This window comes from Methylobacterium sp. FW102-HT35C08, from assembly GCF_058790235.1.
In genome coordinates, this window is the sequence record NZ_JBYTCL010000002.1 from 4,875,437 (window position 1) to 4,898,231 (window position 22,795).

Annotated in this window: 23 protein-coding genes; 15 read left to right on the top strand and 8 right to left on the bottom strand. The window is 71.7% G+C overall.

Going from position 1 to position 22,795, the window contains the following annotated elements:
- Positions 1-311: 311 nt before the first annotated feature.
- Together AC3WSN_RS23060 and ypfJ are read left to right on the top strand one after the other, a co-directional pair.
- Positions 312-1,190 (top strand): uracil-DNA glycosylase, encoded by an 879-nt coding sequence (locus AC3WSN_RS23060; RefSeq protein ID WP_492541129.1) that lies wholly within the window; start codon positions 312-314, stop codon positions 1,188-1,190.
- Between the two features lie 143 nt (positions 1,191-1,333).
- Positions 1,334-2,242 carry a KPN_02809 family neutral zinc metallopeptidase gene (ypfJ, locus tag AC3WSN_RS23065; protein WP_192710425.1) on the top strand — a complete coding sequence of 303 codons (909 nt, stop codon included), beginning with the start codon at positions 1,334-1,336 and terminating at the stop codon, positions 2,240-2,242.
- 147 nt (positions 2,243-2,389) lie between these two features.
- On the opposite strand, the gene AC3WSN_RS23070 is transcribed toward ypfJ, so the two are convergent.
- Complete coding sequence (locus tag AC3WSN_RS23070; RefSeq protein WP_192710424.1) at positions 2,390-2,650, bottom strand: hypothetical protein; 261 nt, start codon at positions 2,648-2,650, stop codon at positions 2,390-2,392.
- A gap of 185 nt (positions 2,651-2,835) precedes the next feature.
- Between AC3WSN_RS23070 and AC3WSN_RS23075 the strand changes: the two genes are divergently transcribed.
- On the top strand, positions 2,836-4,458 hold the full coding sequence (locus AC3WSN_RS23075) for an ABC-F family ATP-binding cassette domain-containing protein (RefSeq protein ID WP_492541132.1): 1,623 nt from the start codon (positions 2,836-2,838) through the stop codon (positions 4,456-4,458).
- A gap of 203 nt (positions 4,459-4,661) precedes the next feature.
- The gene (locus tag AC3WSN_RS23080; RefSeq protein ID WP_492541134.1) at positions 4,662-5,141 is read left to right on the top strand and encodes a hypothetical protein; all 480 of its coding nucleotides are present in this window, start codon (positions 4,662-4,664) and stop codon (positions 5,139-5,141) included.
- Positions 5,142-5,340: 199 nt separating this feature from the next.
- On the opposite strand, the gene mnmE is transcribed toward AC3WSN_RS23080, so the two are convergent.
- Positions 5,341-6,654 carry a tRNA uridine-5-carboxymethylaminomethyl(34) synthesis GTPase MnmE gene (gene mnmE / locus AC3WSN_RS23085; RefSeq protein WP_492541136.1) on the bottom strand — a complete coding sequence of 438 codons (1,314 nt, stop codon included), beginning with the start codon at positions 6,652-6,654 and terminating at the stop codon, positions 5,341-5,343.
- A gap of 141 nt (positions 6,655-6,795) precedes the next feature.
- On the opposite strand from mnmE, the gene bla reads away from it, so the two are divergent.
- The 4 genes from bla to panC all read left to right on the top strand — a co-directional run bounded on the left by bla (position 6,796) and on the right by panC (position 9,574).
- A complete protein-coding gene (gene bla / locus AC3WSN_RS23090; protein WP_492541138.1) occupies positions 6,796-7,674 on the top strand; it encodes a class A beta-lactamase in 879 nt (292 codons plus the stop codon).
- A 13-nt stretch (positions 7,675-7,687) separates the two neighbouring features.
- Positions 7,688-8,200, top strand: a complete 513-nt coding sequence (locus AC3WSN_RS23095) for a YbaK/EbsC family protein (RefSeq protein WP_492541140.1) — start codon at positions 7,688-7,690, stop codon at positions 8,198-8,200.
- Positions 8,201-8,268: 68 nt separating this feature from the next.
- Complete coding sequence (locus tag AC3WSN_RS23100; RefSeq protein WP_492541142.1) at positions 8,269-8,625, top strand: hypothetical protein; 357 nt, start codon at positions 8,269-8,271, stop codon at positions 8,623-8,625.
- 100 nt (positions 8,626-8,725) lie between these two features.
- The gene (panC, locus tag AC3WSN_RS23105) at positions 8,726-9,574 is read left to right on the top strand and encodes a pantoate--beta-alanine ligase (protein ID WP_492541144.1); all 849 of its coding nucleotides are present in this window, start codon (positions 8,726-8,728) and stop codon (positions 9,572-9,574) included.
- A gap of 250 nt (positions 9,575-9,824) precedes the next feature.
- On the opposite strand, the gene AC3WSN_RS23110 is transcribed toward panC, so the two are convergent.
- Positions 9,825-10,211 (bottom strand): response regulator, encoded by a 387-nt coding sequence (locus AC3WSN_RS23110; RefSeq protein WP_492541146.1) that lies wholly within the window; start codon positions 10,209-10,211, stop codon positions 9,825-9,827.
- A 304-nt stretch (positions 10,212-10,515) separates the two neighbouring features.
- On the opposite strand from AC3WSN_RS23110, the gene AC3WSN_RS23115 reads away from it, so the two are divergent.
- Positions 10,516-11,802: an OprO/OprP family phosphate-selective porin gene (locus tag AC3WSN_RS23115; protein WP_492541147.1), complete on the top strand. Its 1,287-nt coding sequence runs from the start codon at positions 10,516-10,518 to the stop codon at positions 11,800-11,802.
- Between the two features lie 143 nt (positions 11,803-11,945).
- Here AC3WSN_RS23115 and AC3WSN_RS23120 read toward each other — a convergent pair whose 3' ends face one another.
- Positions 11,946-13,391, bottom strand: a complete 1,446-nt coding sequence (locus AC3WSN_RS23120; RefSeq protein ID WP_492543222.1) for an EAL domain-containing protein — start codon at positions 13,389-13,391, stop codon at positions 11,946-11,948.
- Between the two features lie 279 nt (positions 13,392-13,670).
- On the opposite strand from AC3WSN_RS23120, the gene AC3WSN_RS23125 reads away from it, so the two are divergent.
- Positions 13,671-14,549, top strand: a complete 879-nt coding sequence (locus tag AC3WSN_RS23125) for a MipA/OmpV family protein (protein ID WP_492541149.1) — start codon at positions 13,671-13,673, stop codon at positions 14,547-14,549.
- A 66-nt stretch (positions 14,550-14,615) separates the two neighbouring features.
- Positions 14,616-14,837 (top strand): heavy-metal-associated domain-containing protein, encoded by a 222-nt coding sequence (locus AC3WSN_RS23130; protein ID WP_238195994.1) that lies wholly within the window; start codon positions 14,616-14,618, stop codon positions 14,835-14,837.
- A gap of 48 nt (positions 14,838-14,885) precedes the next feature.
- Here the strand turns inward: AC3WSN_RS23130 and AC3WSN_RS23135 are convergent, their stop codons facing one another.
- Positions 14,886-15,035, bottom strand: coding sequence for a hypothetical protein (locus AC3WSN_RS23135; protein WP_192710413.1), 150 nt, complete (start codon positions 15,033-15,035; stop codon positions 14,886-14,888).
- Between the two features lie 399 nt (positions 15,036-15,434).
- On the opposite strand from AC3WSN_RS23135, the gene mnmG reads away from it, so the two are divergent.
- From mnmG to AC3WSN_RS23155, 4 genes are all read left to right on the top strand, one after another.
- Positions 15,435-17,327, top strand: a complete 1,893-nt coding sequence (mnmG, locus tag AC3WSN_RS23140; RefSeq protein WP_192710412.1) for a tRNA uridine-5-carboxymethylaminomethyl(34) synthesis enzyme MnmG — start codon at positions 15,435-15,437, stop codon at positions 17,325-17,327.
- Entirely contained in the window at positions 17,324-17,959 is a 636-nt protein-coding gene (gene rsmG / locus AC3WSN_RS23145; RefSeq protein WP_192710411.1) for a 16S rRNA (guanine(527)-N(7))-methyltransferase RsmG, read from the top strand. The genes mnmG and rsmG overlap by 4 nt, the downstream gene beginning before the upstream one ends.
- On the top strand, positions 17,956-18,813 hold the full coding sequence (locus tag AC3WSN_RS23150) for a ParA family protein (protein WP_373622158.1): 858 nt from the start codon (positions 17,956-17,958) through the stop codon (positions 18,811-18,813). Before rsmG ends, AC3WSN_RS23150 begins: the two co-directional genes overlap by 4 nt.
- Positions 18,814-18,963: 150 nt before the next feature.
- Entirely contained in the window at positions 18,964-19,860 is an 897-nt protein-coding gene (locus AC3WSN_RS23155; protein ID WP_238196029.1) for a ParB/RepB/Spo0J family partition protein, read from the top strand.
- Between the two features lie 245 nt (positions 19,861-20,105).
- Here AC3WSN_RS23155 and holA read toward each other — a convergent pair whose 3' ends face one another.
- The 3 genes from holA to AC3WSN_RS23170 form a co-directional block, all read right to left on the bottom strand.
- Complete coding sequence (gene holA, locus AC3WSN_RS23160) at positions 20,106-21,137, bottom strand: DNA polymerase III subunit delta (RefSeq protein ID WP_492541152.1); 1,032 nt, start codon at positions 21,135-21,137, stop codon at positions 20,106-20,108.
- Positions 21,138-21,143: 6 nt separating this feature from the next.
- A complete protein-coding gene (locus AC3WSN_RS23165) occupies positions 21,144-21,689 on the bottom strand; it encodes an LPS assembly lipoprotein LptE (RefSeq protein ID WP_192710408.1) in 546 nt (181 codons plus the stop codon).
- Positions 21,690-21,818: 129 nt separating this feature from the next.
- Positions 21,819-22,772: an AEC family transporter gene (locus tag AC3WSN_RS23170; protein ID WP_492541154.1), complete on the bottom strand. Its 954-nt coding sequence runs from the start codon at positions 22,770-22,772 to the stop codon at positions 21,819-21,821.
- Between the last annotated feature and the right edge of the window lie 23 nt (positions 22,773-22,795).

Below are 22,795 nucleotides of genomic sequence, written 5' to 3' on the forward strand. Positions count from 1 at the left end.
TGCCGTCTCAAGCGATTCCAAGCTAGAAAGGCAAGTTGCCGACGCCCAGGGTTATGGCAAAGTTCCCTTTGCCGCACGGCAGGCTATCGAGGTGATCCAACCTGCGCCCTCGTCCTAAGGTGCGGCGCAGCCGCTTCGAAGGAGGGCTCCTGCGAGGCCTCCGCTGCGCTTCGGCACCTCAGGATGAGGGCGCGGGTGGGACGAGCCGTATCGGCCTCCCGGTACCGCGCTGTTCGGTCACGCAAGTCCTTGGCGGCTGGCCGCTTTCAAGAGTTGTCCACAGGCCTCGGCCGCCCCACATTCTGAAGTCCATGCCGAGCCCCGCCGACACGCAAGCCGATCTGATCGCCTATCTCGACTTCCACGTGGAGGCCGGGGCCGACGCGGCGCTCGACGAGCAGCCGCACGACCGCTTCGGCGAGGCCGACGCCCCCGCGCCGACCCTGCGCGCGCCCCGCCGCACGGCGCCTCGGGCCGCCGAGCCGCCGGCCGGCGCGGTCGCCAACACGCTCGTTCCGCCCCCCGGATCGCCGCCGCCGGCCGCGGCGCCGCGCACCTTCGGCCGCGCCGCCAGCGCCCAGCCCGACGAGGCCGCGTCCGACGCCCGCGCCCGGGCGCGTCAGGCCAAGAGCCTCGACGAGCTGGAAAAGATCCTGGCGGATTTCGATGCCTGTCCGCTGCGCTTCACCGCCAAGAACCTCGTCTTCGCCGACGGCAATCCGGAGGCGCGGGTGATGTTTCTCGGCGAGGCGCCCGGCGCCGACGAGGACCGGATCGGCAAGCCGTTCATGGGCCGCTCGGGCCAGCTCCTCGACAAGATGATGAAGGCGATCGGTCTGGACCGGTCAAGCGCCTATATCGGCAACATCGTGCCCTGGCGGCCCCCGGGCAACCGCAACCCGACCCCCCAGGAGGTGGCGGTGTGCCGGCCGTTCGTGGAGCGCCAGATCGAGCTGGTCGACCCGGACATCATCGTCTGCCTCGGCGCGCCCGCGACCCAGACGCTGACCGGCACCAAGGACGGCATCCTGCGGACCCGTGGCCGGCTGTTCCCGTACAAATTGCCGAGCCGCGAAGTGAAGGTGCTGGCGACGCTGCACCCGGCCTTCCTGCTGCGCCAGCCGGTGCAGAAGCGCTTGGCGTGGCGGGATTTCCGCGCCCTGCGCCTGCTGCTCGACGGGAAAGCTTGACCGGGATCGCGGAACCGGGTCTCCCCTCCCGCCATTAGAGCTTCGTTCCCGCCGGTGGTCCGCCACCGGGCGGGCCAAGCGACGTGCACACAGCCGTGGGCTGCCCGAGGCGGCCGGCGCGGCATCGATGGCGGGACCCAACCATGCGCTGGGAAGATCTACGCAGCTCCGACAATGTCGAGGATCGTCGGGGCGAGGGTGGCGGCGGCGGCATGGGCTTCCCCGGCGGCGGCGCCGGCGGACTCGGCATCGGCACCATCGTGGTGCTGCTGATCGTCAGCTACTTCACCGGCATCAACCCGGCGATCCTGATCGGCGGTGCCGAGCGGATCGGCGGCGGCCGCGCCCAGCAGGAGCAGCCGGCCGACCCGCAGACCCAGGCCCGGCGCCGTCAGGCGCCGACCGACGAGAGCGGACGGTTCGCCTCGAAGATCCTGGGCAACACCGAGGACGTGTGGAGCCAGATCCTGCCGCAGCAGACCGGCAAGCAGTACACGCCGACGACGCTGGTGCTCTATACCGGCGGCACCCGCTCGGGCTGCGGCTCGGCCCAGGCCGCCATGGGCCCGTTCTACTGCCCGCTCGACAAAAAGGTCTATCTCGACACCGGCTTCTTCAAGGAGATGGCCTCGAAGTTCGGCGTGAAGGGCGACTTCGCCTACGCGTACGTGATCGCCCACGAGGTCGGCCACCACGTCCAGGACGTGCTCGGCATCCTCGGCAAGGTCCAGGCCCGCCAGCAGCAGGCCTCCAGCAAGGCCGAGGCGAACGCCCTCTCGGTGCGCATCGAGCTGATGGCCGACTGCCTCGCCGGCGTCTGGGCCAAGAACTCCAACGACAAATACGCCGAGCTCGACCAGGGCGACATCGACGAGGCCCTGAACGCCGCCGCGCAGATCGGCGACGACGCCCTGCAGCAGCGCTCGCGGGGCTACGTGGTGCCGGATTCCTTCACCCACGGCTCCTCGGCCCAGCGCCAGCGCTGGTTCTCGGCTGGCTACAAGAGCGGCCAGACCAAGGCCTGCGACACGTTCCGGACGGCGAACAACTGAGGTCGGGCCGCCGGTTCGAGGCGGCCCGTATCCGTGCTTGCGCGGGCGGCGAAGCCATCCAGGGCGGCGCGACGTCCTGAGAAGTTCCCGCTGCCCCGGTTCGCTTCGCTGCGCTCGGGATGACGGCGCGGGGTCGGATCTGATCCCTCATCCCCGGCTCAGCCGCCTCGCATTGGCCTGGACCTTCCGCCGGTAGCTGCGGATCACCTTGCCGTTCGAGGCACCCGCGGCGAGCATCAGGGCGGCCTCGCCGGCGGCCAGCATCTTCTCGGTCACCATCAGCTGCGCCTCGGCCTGGGCCGCCGGGCCGCCGAGGGCGAGCATCGCCATCCGCTGGGCGATGACGCCCTGCGCCTCCAGCCCCAGCATGGCCATGTCCATGCCCGTCTTCCACCAACCGAACAGCATCGCGTTCCTCATGTTGCCCATGGCAACTGTTGCACACGGCAACGGCCGAGCCTGGTTTCGGGTCCCGGCATGCGCCCAGCCTTGCGCGGGGCGCAAGCGTTATCCCGCACTGCGACATCACGCTTTGCGCAGCCCAGGCGGATGCCGTAAGCGCCAGGGCATTCCCCCGGACAGCGCCCGCCGCCATGATACGCCTGGACAAGATCACCAAGCAGAACGGGCGGCAGCTCGTCTTCATCGAGGCCTCGGCCGCCCTGCAGCGCGGCGAGAAGGTCGGGCTCGTCGGCCCGAACGGGGCGGGCAAGACCACCCTGTTCCGGATGATCATCGGCCAGGAGCAGCCCGACGAGGGGCAGGTCTCGGCCGACCGGGGCATCACCATCGGGTATTTCAGCCAGGATGTCGGCGAGATGTCCGGCCGCAGCGTCGTCACCGAGGTGATGGACGGGGCCGGTCCCGTGAGCGCGGTGGCGGCCGAACTCGCCGAGATCGGCGCGGCCCTGGCCGATCCGGACCGAGCCGACGAGATGGACGCCCTGGTCGAGCGCTACGGCGAAGTCCAGGCGCGGTTCGAGGAGCTCGACGGGTACGCCCTGGAGGGCCGGGCCCGCGAGGTGCTCGACGGCCTGAGCTTCAGCCAGGAGATGATGGACGGCGATGTCGGCGCCCTGTCGGGGGGCTGGAAGATGCGCGTGGCGCTCGCCCGCATCCTGCTGATGCGCCCGGACGTGATGCTCCTCGACGAGCCGTCCAACCACCTCGACCTTGAGAGCCTGATCTGGCTCGAATCGTTCCTGAAGGCCTATGACGGCGCCCTGCTGATGACCTCGCACGACCGCGAGTTCATGAACCGCATCGTCACCAAGGTCATCGAGATCGACGGCGGCGCGCTCACCACCTATTCGGGCGACTACGCCTTCTACGAGGGCCAGCGGAAGCTCAACGAGGCGCAGCAGCAGGCGCAGTTCGAGCGCCAGCAGGCGATGCTGGCGAAAGAAATCGCCTTCATCGAGCGCTTCAAGGCCCGGGCCTCCCACGCCGCCCAGGTGCAGAGCCGGGTGAAGAAGCTCGACAAGATCGAGCGGGTCGAGCCGCCCCGGCGGCGGCAATCGGTGGCCTTCGAGTTCCAGCCGGCCCCGCGCTCGGGCGACGACGTCGTGATGCTCAAGGGCGTGCACAAGCGCTACGGCAGCCGCACGATCTACGAGGGGCTCGACTTCTCGGTGCGGCGCAAGGAGCGCTGGTGCGTGATGGGCATCAACGGCGCCGGCAAGTCGACGCTTCTGAAGCTCGTCACCGGCACCACCGAGCCCGACGACGGCGCGGTCACGGTCGGCGGCAGCGTCAAGCTCGGCTACTTCGCCCAGCACGCCATGGACCTGCTCGACGGCGACCGCACCGTGTTCCAGACCCTGGAGGAGGCCTTCCCGCAGGCGGGCCAGGGATCGCTCCGGGCGCTCGCCGGCTGCTTCGGCTTCTCGGGCGACGATGTCGAGAAGCGCTGCCGCGTGTTGTCGGGCGGCGAGAAGGCCCGGCTGGTCATGGCCCTGATGCTCTACGACCCGCCGAACTTCCTGGTGCTCGATGAGCCGACGAACCATCTCGATATGGGCACCAAGGAGATGCTGATCACCGCCCTCGCCAATTACGAGGGGACGATGCTGTTCGTCTCCCACGACCGGCACTTCCTGGCGGCGCTGTCGAACCGGGTGCTCGAAGTGACCCCGGACGGCATCCACCAGTATGGCGGCGGCTATACCGAGTACGTCGCCCGCACCGGCCAGGAGGCGCCTGGCCTGCGGAGCTGAGGGGCGGCGCAGCTTCGTCATCGCGAGCGCAGCGAAGCGACCCAGGGCAGCGCGACCGCGGTCGGCTTGGTACCGGCTGGATTGCTTCGCTCCGCTCGCAAAGACGGCAGAGGGTTTCGGCCGGAAACCCTGCGACCGGCGCGCCGCTATCCCGCTGGGATGCCCCGCGCTAGGTTGAGCGGAAACGGCCCGGGTGAGACGCCGTGCGACGCCTCCTGAAATTCCTGCACACGATGGGATCGGCCGGATTGCTCGGCGCAATGGCCGCGCTGGTCGTCCTGCTGAGCCTCGCGCCCGCGCCAGCGGCTCTGTCGGGATATGCGGCAATCCGGGGGGCGATGGGCGCGGTCGCCACCTGGATCTTCCTGCCGTCCCTGGCCGTGACGCTGATGTCGGGCCTGCTCGCGATGGCGCTGAACCGCGCCTATCTCAATGCCGGCTGGGCGTGGCTGAAGCTCGCCACCGGCGTCCTGATGTTCGAGGGCGGCTTGGTCTACGTGCAGGGTCCGATGAAGCGGGAGGCCGAGCAGAGCGCGCAGGCGCTCGCCGGCACGCTCAATCCCGCCGCCCTGGCCGTCTCGCTCCCGGGCGAGCGCGGCACGCTCTGGGTGCTGCTCGCCGTGGCCACCGCGAACGTGGCGCTCGGGATCTGGCGACCGCGCGTGCTGCGGATCCCCAGCTAGGAACGCCCTTCCCACCCGCGCTCTCATCCTGAGGTGCGAGCGGAGCGAGCCTCGAAGGATCCCTGCCAGTTGCACGATCCTTGGAGCCCTCCTTCAAGGCCTCCGCTGCGCTCCGGCACCTCAGGATGAGGGTGCGGATGGGATCGACGGTGATCCGGAACAGCCGTGCCTGAACCCCGAACGCGTGAGGTGGCAGCCGTCATTTCCCAATACAGAAGCCGGCAAATAATCGGTCGAGCACATCCTCCACGCCGACGTGGCCGCCGACCTCGCCGAGCGCTCGGACCGCCATCCGCAGATCCTCCGCGGCGAGTTCCGGCAGGCCGCCGGCTCCGGTCTGCAATCGGTCGAGATGGATCACGCAGGCCTCGAGCGCCGCCCTGTGACGCGCTCGGGTGATCAGCGCGTCGCCAGCGCCGAGCCCGGCTTCCGCCGCCGTCTGGATGGTGTCGAGCAGGGTCTCGAGACCGGCGCCGGTCTGCGCCGAGACGGCAAGCCCCGCATGATGTGAGCCGGCAAATAGATCGGCCTTCGTCAGGATCGTGAGGGAAGGAACCGCACCCGTGTCGACATCCGGTGGCGTCCCATCGGGAGGAACGAGCAGCAGCACCAGATCTGCGCCCGCGATCCGCTGGCGGGTTCGGGCGATGCCCTCGGCCTCCACCGGCTCCGCCGTGTCGCGCAGGCCCGCGGTATCGACCAGCAGGACTGGCAGGCCACCGAGGTCGAGCCGGACCTCGATCGCATCCCGGGTGGTCCCCGGGACGTCCGAGACGATTGCGACCTCACGCCGGCTGAGGGCGTTCAGCAGGGTCGATTTGCCGGCATTGGGTGCACCGGCCAGCACTACGGTGAAGCCGTCGCGCAGCCGCTCGCCCCTGCGGCCGTCGCGCAGGGCCGCCACGATGGCATCACGCAGGGCGGCGGCCCGGCCGAACAGGGCGGCGTCGAGGCCGGCATCATCCACGTCGCCTTCGTCGGCGAAGTCGAGGGCCGCCTCCGCGGCGGCCAGGCAGTCGATCGCCTCGGCGCGCCAGGCCGCCACCTGCCGGCTGAGGGCACCGTCGAGCTGGCGCAGCGCCTGGCGGCGCTGTCCTTCGGTCTCGGCATCGATCAGGTCGGCGACCGCCTCGGCCTCGGCGAGATCCATCCGGCCGTTCAGCACGGCGCGGCGGGTGAAGGCCCCCGGTCCCGCGGCCCGGCAGCCCGGGAGACGCGCGAGCGCCGCGAGCACGCCCATGCGCACCGCCGGGCCGCCATGCAGGTGCAGCTCGGCCATGTCCTCGCCGGTATAGGTGCCCGGGCCCGGAAACCACGCGACCAGGGCCCGGTCGAGCTCGGCCCCGTCGGCGGGATCGCAGAGCGTCCGGAGCGACAGCCGCCGCGGCGGCGGCAGGGTCCCCGCCAGCGCCTGGACCACATCCCCAACGGCCGGGCCGCTGATCCGGAGTACCGCAACCGCCGCGCGGCCGAAGCCGCTGGCGGGAGCGAAGAGCGTGTCGGTGTCGGTCATGGTCTTCGAAAGGCGTGACGCTCCGCGGCGGCCGGGCTGCCGGGACAGGATTTCACGTGAAACACCCGTCCGGTCCTATACCATCCTGGCGCCATTCTGCGGCTGCAGGACGAAGGCGGACGCGCCGAATCGGGAATCGCCATGACACTCTGGACCCGCCGCAGCATCGGCCGCGGCCTGCTGATCGCGCCCGCCTCCCTGCATCTGCGGCCGGCCCGCGCCGGAACCGGGACCGACCTCGCGGCGATCGAGAGCCGGCTCGGCGGCCGCCTCGGCGTCTCGGCAGCTTCAGCCGGGCGCGTCCTGATCGGACACCGCGCCGATGCGCGCTTCCCCCTGTGCAGCACCTTCAAGGTCCTGGCCGTCGCGGCGGTTCTGGCCCGGGTCGATGCCGGGTCCGAGACGCTGGAGCGGAGCGTCGCCTACGGACCGGACGACCTGCTGAGCTACGCGCCGGTGACCCGGAAGGCGCTGGAAACCGGTGGTGGCCGCCTGACGGTTTCCGACCTCTGCGCGGCCGCCCTCGAATGGAGCGACAACACCGCCGCAAACCTGCTGCTCGCGAGCCTCGGTGGCCCGGAGGACTTGACCGCGTGGCTGCGGAGCCTCGGCGATCCGCTCACCCGGCTCGACCGCACCGAGCCGACCCTGAACACCGTGATCCCCCACGATCCACGCGACACCACAACCCCGGAGGCCATGCGCGAGACCCTCGCGCGGATCCTGCTCGGGTCGGTGCTGGCCCCGCCGTCGCGCGCGCGGCTGGAGGGCTGGATGGCGGCGTGCCAGACCGGCTTCAAGCGGCTCCGTGCGGGACTGCCGCCGGACTGGCCGGTGGGCGACAAGACCGGCAGCGGTGATAACGGCACGGTGAACGACGTCGCGATCCTGCGGCCGCCGGGGCGTGCGCCGGTGATCGCGACCGTGTACGTCACCGGCTCGGCAGCCCCCGCGGCGGCCTACGAGGTGGCCTTTGCGGAGATCGGCCGGCTCGTCGCCGCGCGGGCGGCCGGTGCGTGAGACCGGACACATCATGGCCAAGACAGCCGCGAAGACAGCCGCGAAGGCCCCCGCCAAGATCACACGTGCGACGCAGGCCCTCGACAAGGCCGGATACCACTACAGTGTCCACACCTACGCTTACGATCCGGACGCTTCCCGCATCGGCCTCCAGGCCGCGGAGGCGTTGGGCGTCGATCCCGGCCGGGTGCTGAAGACCCTGATGGCGGCGGTGGATGGACGCCCCGTCTGCCTGCTGGTGGCTTCCGACAAGGAGGTCGCGATGAAGCGCGTCGCGGCCGCCTTCTCGGGCAAGGCCGCCGCGATGCTGAAGCCCGCCGGTGCCGAGCGCCTGACCGGCTACCATGTCGGCGGGATCAGCCCGCTCGGCCAGAAGCGGCCTTTCCCGACGGCGGTCGATGCCGGCTCCCTGGGTGACCCGGGCGCCGAGATCCACGTCAACGGCGGCGGCCGCGGCCTCCAGATCCGCCTGACCGAGGGTGACCTCGTCGCGGCGCTGAACGCCCTGGTCGTCCCGCTCGCCTAGCCGGGCCGGGTAAGAGCGCGTTTACCCTGTTCCCGCACGGTGGCGCCTTCCTGAGAGGTGGGACCGGCATGCGGATCGTGGGGCGCGGGGTGATGGCGGCGCTCGGACTTGCCCTGCTGCCCGCTGGTCCCGGCGCGGCGGCGGATCTCGAGGTCCGCGGCGCCTACGAGTCCGGGGTGAGCGGCAGCCCGCGCTTCTTCCCGCGCAATGACGGGATCGATCGCCGGCCGGTCTACGCCGTCCGGAGCCGGCCGGTGCCGGCGGGCTGCACGCCCCGGCGGGCAAAGGTGCCCACCAACGCGCCGGACGATCCGAGCTATGTCGGCTCGGAATACGGCCTGTCGCATCCGAACTCTTACGGCTTCACGCCACCGCTGGGCGTCGACGATCCCTTCGGCCGCTCGCTCCTGCCCTATTGTCCCTGACGGGGGGCAGCGCGGCGCGGAGGCCCCGTCGCGCCGTTCCCGATTGCAACGCGATCGGAAACGGCTCTAGACCGGCGGCACCGCCCCCGGAGCCTGTCCCGTGCCCGAGTCGATCCCGCAGCGTTTCAGCGATCTCGCAGCCCTGCGCGGCTGCGTGGCGGGGTGGCGCGCAGCGGGTGAGCGCGTCGTCCTGGTCCCCACGATGGGCGCCCTGCACGAGGGCCATCTCACCCTGGTGGCGGAGGCCCGGAAGCTCGGGCAGCGCATCGTGGCGAGCATCTTCGTCAACCCGACTCAGTTCGGCCCCAACGAGGATTTCGCCCGCTATCCGCGGGACGTGGAATCCGACCTGGCCCTCCTCGGCCGGGCGGGGGCCGACGCCGCCTGGACGCCCGACGTGCCGACCATGTACCCGCCGGGCTTCGCCACGCGGATCGAGGTCGGGGCTCTGTCCGAGGGGCTGTGCGGGCCGTTCCGGCCGGGTCATTTCGCCGGGGTCGCCACCGTGGTGACCAAGCTCCTGAACCAGGTCCGGCCGGACGTCGCTTTGTTCGGCGAGAAGGATTTCCAGCAGCTCCGGGTGATTCAGCAGGCGGTGGCCGATCTCGATCTCGCGATCGAGATCCGCGGCGTGCCGACCGTACGGGAGCCGGACGGCCTCGCTCTGTCGTCGCGCAACCGCTACCTCTCGCCCGAGGAGCGGGCGGTCGCGCCGAGGCTCCACGCAGTGCTGACCGAGATCGCGGCCGCCTCGCGCAACGGTACCCCGGTGGCCGGCCGGATCGCCGCCGGGCGGGCCGCGCTGGAGGTTGCGGGCTTCCGGGTTCAGTACCTCGCCGTCTGCGACGCCCGGACCCTGGCGCCGATGGAGCGGGTCGACGGCCCGGCGCGCGTCCTCGCCGCCGCCTTCCTCGGCCGGACCCGGCTGATCGACAATCTCGCCGTGTAGGGCCGTTTTCGATCGCATCGAGACGGTCGACGGCGGGACACAAGCCGTCGCGCGAGGGCCGGTCATCATCGTCCCACCCTTGCCCTCATCCTGAGGCGCCGAAGCGCAGCGGAGGCCTCGCAGGAGGGCTCCAGCCGGCCGCGCGATCCCTGGAGCCCTCCTTCGAGGCCCGCTGACGCGGGCACCTCAGGATGAGGGGAAGGATGGGAATAGGCTGTTTGCCGCGGCCCTCGCCCTGCCCTGGGCCGCCCTACGCCGGCGCGGTCGTGCCCGCGAGCAGGCGCCCGAGTTCCCGAAGGACCGCGGGCGGCTCGAACGGTTTCACCAAATGGCGCACCGCGGCGTAGCGTTCGGGCAGGGCGGCCTGATCGTAGCCGGTGGCGAACACGAACGGAACGCCGCGCGCCGTCAGCAGGTCCGCGACCGGATAGGCCATCTCGCCGCACAGGTTCACGTCGAGGATCGCCGCCTCGGGCGCCGCCTCGGTTCGGAGCAGGGCGAGGGCGCCGTCGACAGACGCGACCGGCCCGAGCACGGTGGCCCCGGCATTCCGCAGCGCTTCCTCCAGCTCCTCCGCGATGAAGTACTCGTCCTCGACCGCCAGGACGCGGCGGCGGGAGAGTGACCCGGCAGACATCGGCACGACCCTTCCAGGCCTGCAGGTCCGGAGCAGGCCGCGCGAAGGTGCCGCAAATGCTGCCGGCTTCCATCACGTAGGTTGCTCTGGCCCGGATCGGTCCGCAATCGACCCTTGATCCAGCGTGCCCCGGGGCACCCAGTCACCGGGCTGCGCGCCTTCAGCATCCCCAGTGCTGCTGGCCGGCGCCAGGGCGCCGTCCCGGGAACTGCATCGTGGCAGCCGGGTCACGCCCCCAGCGTTTTTACGGTTTGCTATCCCACGCTGTTGGCGCTGCCGGGCCGACCTGCTCTCTGCTGGCCCCGTGATCGGATCGCGCCCCGCCCAGGCCTTCTTGGCCGCCTCCCTCGCCTGCGCGACCCCCGCCCGCGCCGGGGACGACGCATTCGAGGGCATGGCCGGCCCCTACGGAGAGCGCCTGCGCTACGACGAGAAGGGGCTGACCCTCACGTTTCCCGATCCCGAGGTGACGCTGAATATCGGCGGCCGGCTCCACCTCGATGCCGGCACGGCGGGCTTCAGCCGGCCCGGCCTGCCCGAAGCCTTCCCCGACAAGGTCGCCGTGCGCCGCGCCTGGATCGAGCCGACGCTGACCATCGGCAAGGACTGGGTGATCGCCTTCCAGTACGATTTCAGCGATCCGCAACTGCCGATCAACGACGCCTTCGTGGCCTGGAAGGGGCTGCCGGACACGATCCTGACCCTCGGCAACATGAAGGTGCCGTTCAGCCTGGAATGGCTGCAGAGCAACAACGACACGCTGTTCACCGAGCGCTCGCTCGCCAACGCCTTCGTGCCGGACCGACGCTTCGGCTTCGCGGTCGGGCATCACGGGCAGGCCTGGACCGCCGTGGCCGGCGTGTTCGGCAACGCCGCCAGCAACGGCATCGGCGGGGACGGCGTCGCGGCCGCGGGGCGGGCGACGGTGGCGCCGATCCTGACGGATAACGAGACCCTGCATTTCGGGCTCGCCGGGATCTATCGCCGCCGGTCCCGGAGCGACGGCGATTTCAGCTTCTCGACTCAAGCGGAGGCGTCGCTGTTCGCGCGCCCGTTCGCCGATACCGGCGACCTGCCCGACGTGGCGCGCGTCTCGCGGCTCGGCGCGGAATTCGCCTATCGCAACGGCCCGTTCCTGGTCCAGGCCGAGTACATCCGGGCCGAGATCGAGCGCTTCGCGGGGCCCGGCGGGTCGCCGCCGGCGCGGGCCTTCCAGGGCGGCTACATCGAGGCGGCCCTCGTGCTGAACGGGGAGGGCCGCCGCTACGCCCTGACGCCGAATGGCGGCACCACCTACGCCACCTTCAAGGGTGTGGCCGTGCCGGAGGGGCAGCGGGTCTCGCGGGGCGGGATCGGCGTGTTCGAGCTGGCCGCCCGCTTCAGCGCCATCGACCTCGACGACCGGGGCCTGCGCGGCGGCTTGGAGCGGGATGTCACCCTCGGCCTGAGCTGGTACCCGGAACCGAATCTCCGCCTCATCGCCAACTACATCCACGGCCGCGTGCGGCCTGGCGCGGCGCAGTCCGACACACTCGGCACTGCGCCGTTCTCGGTCGACACCGTCATCGGGCGCCTGCAGATCTACTGGTGAGGCCGCGCCGGCCGTCCTGGCGGGCGGAGCGAGGCCATCCAGGGTCGCGCGACCTCCGGAGGAGTTTCGCTGCCCGGGTCGCTTCGCTGCGCGCGCGATGACGGAGGGGGCAACGCACCCGACGCCTGCCGCCAGAAACCGGATCAGACGGCGCGGCGCAGGACCGACCGGAAGGAGCGCCGCTCCGGTTCCGGCTCGGGGGGCGGCACGGGGCCGTCGGAGGGCGTCGCCAGGACTTCGGCGCGGACGGGCCGGGGCGTCGCGAAGGCCGAGCCCTGCGCGAACGGCACGTCGAGGTCGATCAGATCGGGCACATCCGCCTCGTCGCCGATCTCCGTGGCGACCAGCCGGATGCCGGCGCGCGCGAGGGCCGGCGCGGTATCCTCGACGGCGATGTCGGCGAGGCGGTCCCGCTCGGAGGCCGGGCGCAGCAGCATCTCCGCCGGGACCTTGACCTGGCCGATGCCGAGCGCGGCCAGCTCCGCCGCGTCGAAGCGGAGGTCGTCCGGGCGGTCGATGCCGAAGCCGATCCGGCCGCGCAGGGGCGCCAGCAGGCCCCGCTGGCCGGCATCGAGGCCGCGCCAGCTCGCCTGCGGCAGGCCGATCACCAGGCCCGCCAGGGCGGGATCGTCCGCCGCCATGCGGGCCAGCTCGCGCATCAGGCCGGGCTCGAACAGCGACAGCGGCGACAGGCCGTAGGTCAACATGGTCTCGCTGCCCCGCCGGGCGAGGTGGCGGGTCACGATGGCGGCCCGCTGCAGCATGCGGCGGTCGAGCTCGGTGGTGCGCCCGTGGCGCTCCAGCACCGGCAGGAAGGTTTCGGGCTCGGTCGACACGCCGCCGACCCGCAGCCGGGCCAGCGCCTCGTAGGCCACGACCTTGCGCTGAGGCAGGGTGACAACCGGCTGGAGATGGATCTCCAGCCCCTCCCCCTCGAAGGCTCGGATGATCTCGGCCTCTTCCTCGGGCTCCCGGGCCGGTCGGGGCGGGATCGGTCGCGGCGGAAGCGGCAAGGGCGGGATTGGTCGCGCCGCGGGCGAGGCCGGCAGGACCGGCCGGGTGGCCGCGACGGGCGGCGCCTCGGGCGCGGCGGCTTGTGGCCGGGATGGGAGGAGCGACTCCGGTGCGGGCGCGGCCAGCTCGGCCCGGATCTCGGCCCGGATTTCGGACCGCAAATCCGGCGCCGCGACCGGCCGGGCGTTGAGGCGGGCGATCTCGGCATCCTGCGCGGTCACCACTCCGGTGAGGTCCCGGACGATCCCGCTCAGGAGCCCGAACTCGACGGTGAGCTCCTCGATCTGCGCCCGGAGCGCCGCCTCGGCTGCTTCGGGTTGCGGCTGCGCGGCCGCGGCGGCCGTCTCGACCTTGAGCAGGCGGCGGGACAGCAGGTCGACCTCGCCGGACAACTTCTCGCAGCGCGCCTTCAGGACCGCGATGCGGGTCAGGGCGAGGCCCGCGACCCCGGCGGACAGGACACCGAGCGTCAGGGCACTCCAGAGCGGCAGGAACACGGCGAGCGGCCCGAACACGACGAGCCCGAGAAGGCCGACCGTCAACAGCCCCGCGTACCGGCCGAGGACCGGGACCATCGTCTCAACACCCGCCAGGGTCACGCACCGGTCGCCGGGGGAGATCCCGCGCGAAACCCCGCCGGGCGAGAACCGCTCGCCGAATCTTTGGCGCCGCGCGGCCGGGGCGGCAAGGCCGTGTGCGTCCTGCTGCGGCGCGCAGGGTGTGAATTCCGGGTGGTGTGACGCCCGCGCCCGCTGGAACGTTGCGGAATCGTCACGGCCGACCCGATTACGAGGCGTTCCGGGGAGGGTTGCGCGGCTTGCGAATGCGGAGCGGATGAAAAGGCGCCATAAAGCGTGGCCATGACGTCAGTCTCCCTCCGTCCCTCTCGAATCCGCGCCGTGCTCGGCGCCGCCGCGCTCGTCGCCGCCAGCGTTCCGACGGCGTCGCGCGCCGCCGATCTCGGCGCGGTGCTGCCGCGTGCCACGCCGACCTTCGCGATGGTCGATCCCAGCACTTGGATCGTGACGGTGAGCGGCTCGATCCAGGCCGTGCCGCGCTATCCTGGCGCGAGCGACTACACGGCGGTGGGTTATCCCTCGATTGACATCCGCCGGGTCGGGGAGCCGCGCCGCTTCTCGGCGCCCGACGACGGTTTCAGCCTGTCCCTCTACGACAGCGAGACCTTCCGGATCGGGCCGACCGCCCGCTTCGTGCCGGGCCGCTACTACGGCGACGACCGGCGCCACCTGTTCGGCTTCCGCGACGCGCGCTTCGCGGTCGAGCCGGGGGTGTTCGCGGAATTCTACCCGGTCTCGTTCATCCGCACCCGCGCCGAGATCCGGCAGGGCATCTACGGACATCACGGTACGGTCGGCTCGGTGGCGGCCGACTATCTGATACCGGTCGACAACCTCCTGTTCTCGATCGGGCCGCGCTTCAACATCGGCGATGCCAGCTTCGCCCGGAAGTATTTCGGCGTGTCCCCGACCGAGGCGGCCCTCAACGGCCGCGTCACCCCCTACGATCCGGACAGCTTCTACTCGGCGGGCGCCCTCGGCGCCCTGACCTACACGCCGAACGAGACCTGGGCCTACACGGCCTATGCCGGCTACACCCGGATCCTGGGCGTGTCCGGCGACAGCCCGCTGGTGCGCCGTCCCTTCGGCAACCCGAATCAGTATCAGTTCGGCCTGCGGATCGATTACGCGTTCCGGATGCCGGCCCTGTTCTGAGCCGCCCGCCTTGCGCGGGGCGGATCCGGTCCCGACATCCCGGGGCCTGGCTTCTCGGAGGACGCGATGGACGCGACGCACACGGATCTGCTGATGCGGGTCGAGGGCATGACCTGCGACGGCTGCGCCGCGGCAGTGACCCGAACGGTCCAGCGCCTCGATCCCGCGGCCGAGGTTCAGGTCGACCGCGCGACAGGGCAGGTGGCGATCCGCACCGACGCGCAGGCCCTGGTGGTCGCCGAAGCCCTGACCAAGGCGGGCTACACGGCCACCGCGATGACCGGCTGAGCCGGCTCCGGCAGCGGCCCGAGGCTGGGTCTCCGGCTGCTGTGGGTCTCAGGAGCGGGTCAGGAACATCCCGGTCAGCAGCAGGGCGAAACCCGCGAGGCCAAACAGGCCTTCCTTGCGCTTTGTGCTGTCGAGGAAATGGGCGGCGGCGCCGGCCGCGCAACAGACGGCACCCAGGCCGATCGTCAGCGACGACATCTCGATCTCTCCTCACCGCGCGTCGCTCCGCGACGCAGCGAAACAATCCCCCGCGTGGGCCTGACGGACGCCGTTGTCCGTTCAGGATTCCGTGATGGCCAAGACTTGCATGGCCGGGACCACCTGGCAAGGGCGGCCGGGACAGTCCTCACCGGCCAGCTCGAAGTATAGCATCGTCGCGGGACAGAGGCGGGCGGCGCGCAGGCTCGGAATACTGTACTGCCGTATTGCCGGTCCGCGCGACCCCGGCCCGACCGGGCGGGCCGCGGCGGGCGGACGGCGCGACGCGTTGACCGCCGCGTCCGCGCGCGCTTAGACCGGCCTGACCGGCCCGACCTGGGGCCCCTCCCCCGTGCGGACGATGCGGCGGGACTTCAGCGAAAGGCCGCGCGTCACCCGATGCCCACCCCCTCACCCGACCGGTTCGACGTCGCGATCGTCGGCGGCGGCCATGCCGGCGTCGAGGCCGCCGCCGCCGCGGCGCGCTGCGGCGCGCGCACCGCCCTGGTCACCCACGACCCGGCGACGATCGGGGCGATGTCGTGCAATCCCGCCATCGGCGGTCTCGGCAAGGGCCACCTCGTGCGCGAGGTCGATGCCCTGGACGGGCTGATGGGCCGCGTCGCGGACGCCGCCGGCATCCAGTTCCGCCTGCTCAACCGCCGCAAGGGACCGGCGGTGCGCGGCCCCCGGACCCAGGCCGACCGGAAGCTCTACGCGGCCGCCATGCAGGCGGCCATCGCCGAGACAGCCGGCCTGACGGTGATCGCGGGGGCCTGCGAGGATCTCGTCCTCGACACCGGCGGCCGCATCGCCGGTCTCGTCCTGGCCGACGGCCGTACCCTCGCCTGCGCCGCCGTGGTGCTGACCACCGGCACCTTCCTGCGCGGCCTGATCCATATCGGCGAGCGGCAGATCCCGGCGGGCCGCGTCGGCGAGGCGCCGGCGGTCGGGCTCGCGCGGACGCTGGACCGCCTCGGCCTGCGCCTCGGGCGCCTGAAGACCGGGACGCCGCCGCGCCTCGACGGCCGGACCATCGACTGGGCCGCTCTGGAGATGCAGGAGGCCGATGCCGAGCCGGTGCCGTTCTCGACGCTGACCGAGCGGATCACCAATCCGCAGATCCGGTGCGGCATCACCCGGACGAGCCAAGCCGTCCACGACCTGATCCGCGCCAACCTGCACCGGTCGCCGATGTATTCCGGCGGCATCGCCAGCCGCGGGCCGCGCTACTGCCCGTCCATCGAGGACAAGGTGGTGCGCTTCGGCGACCGCGAAGGGCACCAGATCTTCCTGGAGCCCGAGGGGCTCGACGACCCGACCATCTACCCGAATGGCATCTCGACGGCCCTTCCGGAAGAGGTGCAGCAGGCGATCATCCGGGCGATCCCGGGGCTGGAGCGGGCCGCGATCCTCCGGCCGGGCTACGCCATCGAGTACGATTACGTCGACCCGCGCGAGCTCGACACGGGCTTGCAGGTGAAGCGCCTGCCGGGGCTGTTCCTGGCCGGCCAGATCAACGGCACCACCGGCTACGAGGAGGCGGCCGGCCAGGGGCTGGTGGCCGGCCTCAACGCCGCCCGATCCGCCGGCGGCCTCGACATCGCGGGCTTCGACCGGGCCGAATCCTACCTCGGCGTGATGATCGACGACTTGGTGACCCACGGGGTCAGCGAGCCGTACCGGATGTTCACGTCGCGCTCCGAGTACCGGCTGTCCCTGCGGGTGGACAACGCCGATGCCCGGCTGACCCCGCGCGGGGAGGCCCTGGGCTGCGTCGGCCGCCACCGGGCGGCGCATTTCGCGGCGTCGCAGCAGGAACTCGACGCGGCCCGGGCGCGGCTCGACGCGGTCAGCCTGACGCCGAGCCAGGCAGCGGCCCACGGGATCAGCTTGAACCGCGACGGCATCCGCCGGACGGGCTTCCAGCTGCTCGCCTATCCGGAAATCGCATGGCCCGATCTGGCGGAAATCTGGCCCGACCTCGCCGCGGTCGCGCCGCGGATCGCCGACCGGCTCAAGACCGACGCGACCTATGCGGTCTATCTCGATCGTCAGAATGCCGACATCGCGGCCTTCCGCCGGGACGAGGCCGTACGCCTGCCGGCCGGGCTGGACTACGCGGCGATCAGCGGTCTCTCCAACGAGATGCGGGTGAAGCTCGAGGCGGTGCGCCCCGGGACCCTCGGGCAGGCCGCGCGCATCGAAGGCGTGACCCCGGCCGCGCTGACGCTGCTCGCCGCCCATGCCCGGCGCGGCGCGCGGGAGAACGCGAATCGTCTGTCGGCATGACCGATCCCGACCGCGCCCGTGTCCTCGCCGGCTCCCGTGTTTCACGTGAAACAGCCGAGCGGCTCGACCTCTACGTCGCCCAGCTCCGCCGCTGGCAGCCGATCAAGAACCTCGTTGGCCCCGCCACCCTGGACGAGGTCTGGCGCCGGCATATCGACGATGCGCTGCAGCTCCTCGACCTCGCCCCGGAGGCCCGGACTTGGCTCGATCTCGGCTCCGGGGCCGGTATCCCGGGGCTGATCCTGGCCATTGCCGGAACCGAGCGCGGGATCCAGGTGGACCTCGTGGAGAGCAACGCGCGCAAATGCGCCTTCCTCACCGAGACGGCCCGCCTCACCGGCGCACCGGTCAGGGTGCGCAACGCCCGCATCGAGGCGGTGATCGACGCGTATCAGGGCATCGAGGTCGTCTGCGCCCGGGCCCTCGCACCCCTGACGCAGCTCCTCACCTGGACGGCGCCGCTGTTGAAAACGGGCACCACCGGTCTGTTTCCGAAGGGCCGGGATGTACAAGCCGAATTGACCCAGGCGTCCGCGCAGTGGACAGTCGTTAACGACCTCGTGCCGAGCCGGACCGATTCCGCTGCCCGGATCGTGCGCGTCACTGCCCTCGCCGCCCCGAGCCACCGATGAGCGAACCGATCCTCGGCGAGTCCGCCGACCGGTCCATGGATTCATCCATGCGACGCCCTCTGCGCGTTCTGGCGCTCGCCAACCAGAAGGGCGGCGTCGGCAAGACCACCACGGCGATCAACCTCGGCACCGCGCTGGCGGCGATCGGCGAGGACGTGCTGGTGATCGACCTCGATCCGCAGGGCAACGCCTCCACGGGGCTCGGGATCGACCGCGCCAAGCGGCGGGTCTCGACCTACGAGGTGATGGCTGGCGAGGCCTCGCTGGCGCAGGCGGTGGTGCCGACCGCCGTGCCGCGGCTGTCGATCGCGCCCTCGACCATGGATCTCCTCGGGCTCGAGCTGGAGCTGGCCACCCTGCCCGACCGGGCGCACCGGCTGCGCTCGATGCTCAAGAGCCTGACCCAGGCGCCGAGCCTGTCGAAGATCAGCTACGTGCTGATCGACTGCCCGCCCTCTCTGAACCTGCTGACAATCAACGCGCTGGCGGCGGCCGATGCCGTGCTGGTGCCGCTGCAATGCGAGTTCTTCGCCCTGGAGGGTCTGAGCCAGCTGCTGCGGACGGTCGAGCAGGTGCGCGGCGCCCTCAATCCGAAGCTGACGATCCAGGGCATCGTGCTGACGATGTTCGACCCGCGCAACAACCTCTCTGCCCAGGTCGTGGCGGATGTGCGCGGCTTCATGGGCGACAAGGTCTACGAGACTGTGATCCCCCGCAACGTCCGCATCTCCGAGGCGCCCTCGCACGGCAAGCCGGCCCTGCTGTACGACCTGAAATGCGCCGGCAGCCAGGCCTATCTGCGCCTGGCCTCGGAGGTGATCCAGCGCGAGGGCCGGGTCCCGGCCGCGGCCTGATCGGACTGCGCGAGCGCCCCGCGGACCGGATGCCGGCTGGCTCCGGAGGGCGCATCGAACCAGGAGCCGTACCCGACGAGGTCGGAACGGCGCCGATGAGCCCCTCGCCGATCCGGGGGGTATGTGTGGAGCGTGACACGGGTGGCGATCATGGCGGAGGAGGGGGCAAGACCCCGACTGGGGCGCGGCCTCGCGGCGCTGATCGGTGATTTCGGCGACACGGGACAGGCCGCTGCCGCGAAGGTGGACGCGCAGCGCAGGGTCCCGGTGGAGTTCCTGCGGCCGAACCCGCGCAACCCGCGCCGGAGCTTCAGCGAGACGGAGCTGTCCGAGCTGGCGACCTCGATCGGTCAGCGCGGCATCATCCAGCCGATCGTGGCGCGGCCGATCGGTGACGTGCCCGGCACGTTCGAGATCGTCGCCGGCGAGCGGCGCTGGCGGGCGGCCCAGCGGGCCGGGCTCGACGAGGTGCCGGTGGTGGTCGTCGAGATCGACGACCGCGCCTCGCTGGAATTCGCCATCCTGGAGAATGTCCAGCGCAGCGACCTCAACCCGATCGAGGAGGCGTCGGGCTACGAGCGCCTGATGCAGGACTTCTCGTACACGCAGAAGGAGCTGGCCGAGATCCTCGGCAAGAGCCGCAGCCACCTCGCCAACACCCTGCGCCTGCTCAACCTGCCGGCCGCCGTGCAGGAGCGCGTCGTCGAGGGCGAGCTGACCGCCGGCCATGCCCGGGCGCTGCTCGCGGTCCGGGATCCGGAGGCCCTGGCCCGCCGGGTCGTGGCGGAGGGCCTGTCGGTCCGGGACGTGGAGGCCATCGCGGCCGCCGAGGCCCAGCCGAACGAGGCGCCCCGGCCCGGCCGCCCGCGCCTGTCCGCGGAGCGCGCCGCCCCGGTGCGCGACCTCGAATTGCGAATCCACCGGGCGCTGGGCGTCCCGGTCTCGTACCGCCCGAAGGACGAGTCCTCCGGCGAGATCCGCATCCGCTACGAGACCCAGGACGAGCTACAGGGGCTGCTCAACCGCTTCCGGGTGTCGGACGGCTGAGGCCAAGCCGGCTTGCTCCGGGGCGCCGGGCTCGATCCCAACCTGCCCCTCATCCTGCGGTGCCCGCGTCAGCGGGCCTCGAAGAAGGCTCCAGGGATCGCGTGGCTGGAGCCCTCCTTCGAGGCCTCCGCTGCGCTCCGGCACCTCGGGATGAGGTCGGGTCTTGGAGCAGAGTGGGTCGAGCGGGCGTTCTGCCGGGCGCGCGACCGCCGCAACGCCCCGGCGGGTCGCTCCCGCGCCCTGCCCTACCGCCGACGCCGCGCTCCGGCCTCGGCGACGCGCAGCAGGGCCGCTGAGGCCAGGGCGTGGGCCAGTTCCGGCTCGGCCCGCCGGCAGGCCAGGACGGCCGCCTGAAGGGCTGCCACCGCCTGCCGCAGGGTACCGGGCGGCCAGGCGCCGAGCTGGCCCTCGATGCTGGCCTTGCGCTTGAAATGCAGGCCGCGCCACGTCGCCACCATCAGGGCGGGCGTCTTGTCGGGGTTGTCGAGGCGGGTGGTGAGCAGCGTCAGGGCGTGCCGCAGCGCCGAGCCCAGGACCACGCCGGGATCGAGACCCTCGTGCCGGAAGCGCCGGTAATCGCGCTCCACCGCGTCGCGGCGGCCGTCGAAGGCCGCGTCGATCAGGGTGTTGAGCACGCTGGCGGCGACGTCGCTGGTGACGGCCTCGACATGGTCGAGGGTCACGGTCCCCGCACCGGCCGCGTAGAGCGCGAGCTTCTCGATCTCCATCAGGCTGGCCCGGCGGTCGCCGCCGAGGCTCCGGGCCAGGACCTCGCGGGCGGCGCGGTCGATGCGCAGGCCGCGCTCTTGGAGGGTGCGCTCGATCAGGTCCGAGAGGGTGCGCTCGTCGTCGGCGTAGCAGGGAATTGCCAGAGCCTTGGCCGAGCGCTCGCACAGGGTGCGCAACGGGTTGTTCTTGGCGAGGTCGCCGGCCTCCACGACGATCCGGGCGTCGGCGACCGTGGCGCCCAGCACCGCCTCGACCGCGGGCGCGTAGTTGCGGGTGCCGGGCCGGACCCAGATCGCCCGGCGGCCGCCGAACAGGCCCATCGTGCCGGCCTCGTCGCAGAGCCGGCCCGGATCGGAGGCGAGGGCGTCGCCGTCGATCCGCACCAGGGCGAAAGGGTCGGCCGGGTCGGTGACGAAATCCTCGGCGAGCTTGCGGGCGCGCTCGGTGACGAGACCCGTGTCGGGTCCGTAGACGAGGATCACCGGGATGCGCGGGTCGGGCCCACGCCGGATCAGCCCCTCGATCTCACCGGCCTTGACCGCGGTCACCGCGGCTTACGGCTTGGTCGAGAGCACAGCCGCGAGGCGGCTCTTGATCTGGTCGGAGAGCACGCTGGCGAGGCGGATCTCGGCGTCGCGCGCCGCCCGCTGGCTGGCAAAGCGCTGGACCGACCGGTCGTAGGTCGCGGTCGAGGTCGCCACGCCCTCGGTGTAGACCTTGGCACCCGTCATGTCCTCGAGGCTGTACTTGATGTTGGCCACCAGGGTGCCGGCCTCGGCGCGGCCGGTCGTCGAGGAGACGATCGGGGTCTGGACGATCTCGGAGCCCGAAAGCTTCAGCCGGTAGCGCTTGGCCGAGGGCTGGCCCGACCCGTCGAGGTCGAAGACCAGCTCGCTGCGCAGGTAATGCCCGAGCCGCTCCTGGCCCTGGGCCATCACCACGTCGTCGACCTGCACGGAGGCGAGCAGCGCCTGGACGGTCTCGCCGGAGGCCGTCGGCCCGTAGAGCGGGCGAAAGCAGGCCGAGAGGTTCAGCGCCAGGCCGGCCACGCAGGCGAGACGGCCGACCCGACCCGCAATCGATACCCCAGACCTCACCATCAGCCGCCGTTCCGCCCCGCTTCGCCGGATCGTTCTAGCGCGGACACAGAGGCCCGCGCCATGACGCTAGGCCCGAAGCGTTACGATTCCTCTGCGGCAAGAGCGTGGTCGCCAGGTATCGGCCACGTTTCAGAGCGTCGCCAGGTAGCCCGAGACCGTCAGCACCGCCAGCACCGTCGAGACCAGCACCACCGTGGCGGTCAGGTCGGCCTCGCGCCGGTAGAACTCCGCCAGCATGAACGGTCCGGTCCCGGTGGGCAGCGCCGCCATCAGCACCGCCACGTGCAGCAGGAGCGGCGGCAGGTCGAACAGGTAGCGGCCGAGCCCGTAGGCCAGCAGCGGATGGGCGGCGAGCTTCAGCCCGACGAGGAGCCCCGCCACCCGCCCCTGCCCGCTCTGCCGCCCGCGCTTCTGGGCCAGGAACAGGCCGAGCGCCACCAGGGCGCAGGGCGAGGCCGCGCCGCCGAGGAGCTTCAGGAAAGTCTCCACGGGCGTCGGCAGAGCGAGCCCGAGGCTCGGCACCAGGGCCCCCAGTGCCGGCGCCACTAGGAGCGGGTTGCGCAGCAGCGAACCGCCGACCGTGCGCCAGACCGGGCCGCGGGCGCCGCCCTGCCCGGCCGCGGCCGCCTCGCGCCGCAGCCCGGTCTCGATCAGCACGATCGCCACCGCGAACACGGCGCAGACGGTGAGGATCGTCGCCACCGTGGTGGGGGCCAGCGCCTCGGGACCGAAGGCCACGAGCGCCAGGGGGAAGCCCATGAAGCCGGTATTGGCGTAGCCGGCGTTGAGCCCGTCCAGAGCAGCATCGGCGAGTGGACGTCCCTCCCCCCGCCGGATCAGCACCGTGAGCGCGAAGATCGCGAGGCTGCTGAGGCCGAAGGCGCCGATGAAGCCGGGCTTCCAGATGGCGCTCCAATGAGCGTGGGCGGTGACGTCGAACAGCAGCGCCGGCAGCGCCAGGAAGACCACGAATCGGTTGAGCTCGGTGGTGGCGGCGGCGCCGAGCACGCCGATCCGCCGGGCCAGCCAGCCGGCGAAGATCAGCGCGAAGATCGGCAGCACGACCAGGAGGGTCGAGAGCATGGCGGGCCCGGGGCGGAGGACGA

Excerpts from the sequence above, each read along its gene's own strand:
- AC3WSN_RS23110 (WP_492541146.1), bottom strand. The coding sequence starts at position 10,211 with ATGTCTGCCGGGTCACTCTCCCGCCGCCGCGTCCTGGCGGTCGAGGAC.
- rsmG (WP_192710411.1), top strand. The coding sequence starts at position 17,324 with ATGACCGATCCCGACCGCGCCCGTGTCCTCGCCGGCTCCCGTGTTTCA.
- AC3WSN_RS23095 (WP_492541140.1), top strand. The coding sequence starts at position 7,688 with ATGGCCAAGACAGCCGCGAAGACAGCCGCGAAGGCCCCCGCCAAGATC.
- AC3WSN_RS23075 (WP_492541132.1), top strand. The coding sequence starts at position 2,836 with ATGATACGCCTGGACAAGATCACCAAGCAGAACGGGCGGCAGCTCGTC.
- AC3WSN_RS23130 (WP_238195994.1), top strand. The coding sequence starts at position 14,616 with ATGGACGCGACGCACACGGATCTGCTGATGCGGGTCGAGGGCATGACC.
- AC3WSN_RS23150 (WP_373622158.1), top strand. The coding sequence starts at position 17,956 with ATGAGCGAACCGATCCTCGGCGAGTCCGCCGACCGGTCCATGGATTCA.
- AC3WSN_RS23120 (WP_492543222.1), bottom strand. The coding sequence starts at position 13,391 with ATGGTCCCGGTCCTCGGCCGGTACGCGGGGCTGTTGACGGTCGGCCTT.
- AC3WSN_RS23100 (WP_492541142.1), top strand. The coding sequence starts at position 8,269 with ATGCGGATCGTGGGGCGCGGGGTGATGGCGGCGCTCGGACTTGCCCTG.
- AC3WSN_RS23165 (WP_192710408.1), bottom strand. The coding sequence starts at position 21,689 with ATGGTGAGGTCTGGGGTATCGATTGCGGGTCGGGTCGGCCGTCTCGCC.
- AC3WSN_RS23135 (WP_192710413.1), bottom strand. The coding sequence starts at position 15,035 with ATGTCGTCGCTGACGATCGGCCTGGGTGCCGTCTGTTGCGCGGCCGGC.
- ypfJ (WP_192710425.1), top strand. The coding sequence starts at position 1,334 with ATGCGCTGGGAAGATCTACGCAGCTCCGACAATGTCGAGGATCGTCGG.
- mnmG (WP_192710412.1), top strand. The coding sequence starts at position 15,435 with ATGCCCACCCCCTCACCCGACCGGTTCGACGTCGCGATCGTCGGCGGC.
- AC3WSN_RS23060 (WP_492541129.1), top strand. The coding sequence starts at position 312 with ATGCCGAGCCCCGCCGACACGCAAGCCGATCTGATCGCCTATCTCGAC.
- AC3WSN_RS23070 (WP_192710424.1), bottom strand. The coding sequence starts at position 2,650 with ATGCTGTTCGGTTGGTGGAAGACGGGCATGGACATGGCCATGCTGGGG.
- AC3WSN_RS23155 (WP_238196029.1), top strand. The coding sequence starts at position 18,964 with ATGGCGGAGGAGGGGGCAAGACCCCGACTGGGGCGCGGCCTCGCGGCG.
- mnmE (WP_492541136.1), bottom strand. The coding sequence starts at position 6,654 with ATGACCGACACCGACACGCTCTTCGCTCCCGCCAGCGGCTTCGGCCGC.
- bla (WP_492541138.1), top strand. The coding sequence starts at position 6,796 with ATGACACTCTGGACCCGCCGCAGCATCGGCCGCGGCCTGCTGATCGCG.
- AC3WSN_RS23170 (WP_492541154.1), bottom strand. The coding sequence starts at position 22,772 with ATGCTCTCGACCCTCCTGGTCGTGCTGCCGATCTTCGCGCTGATCTTC.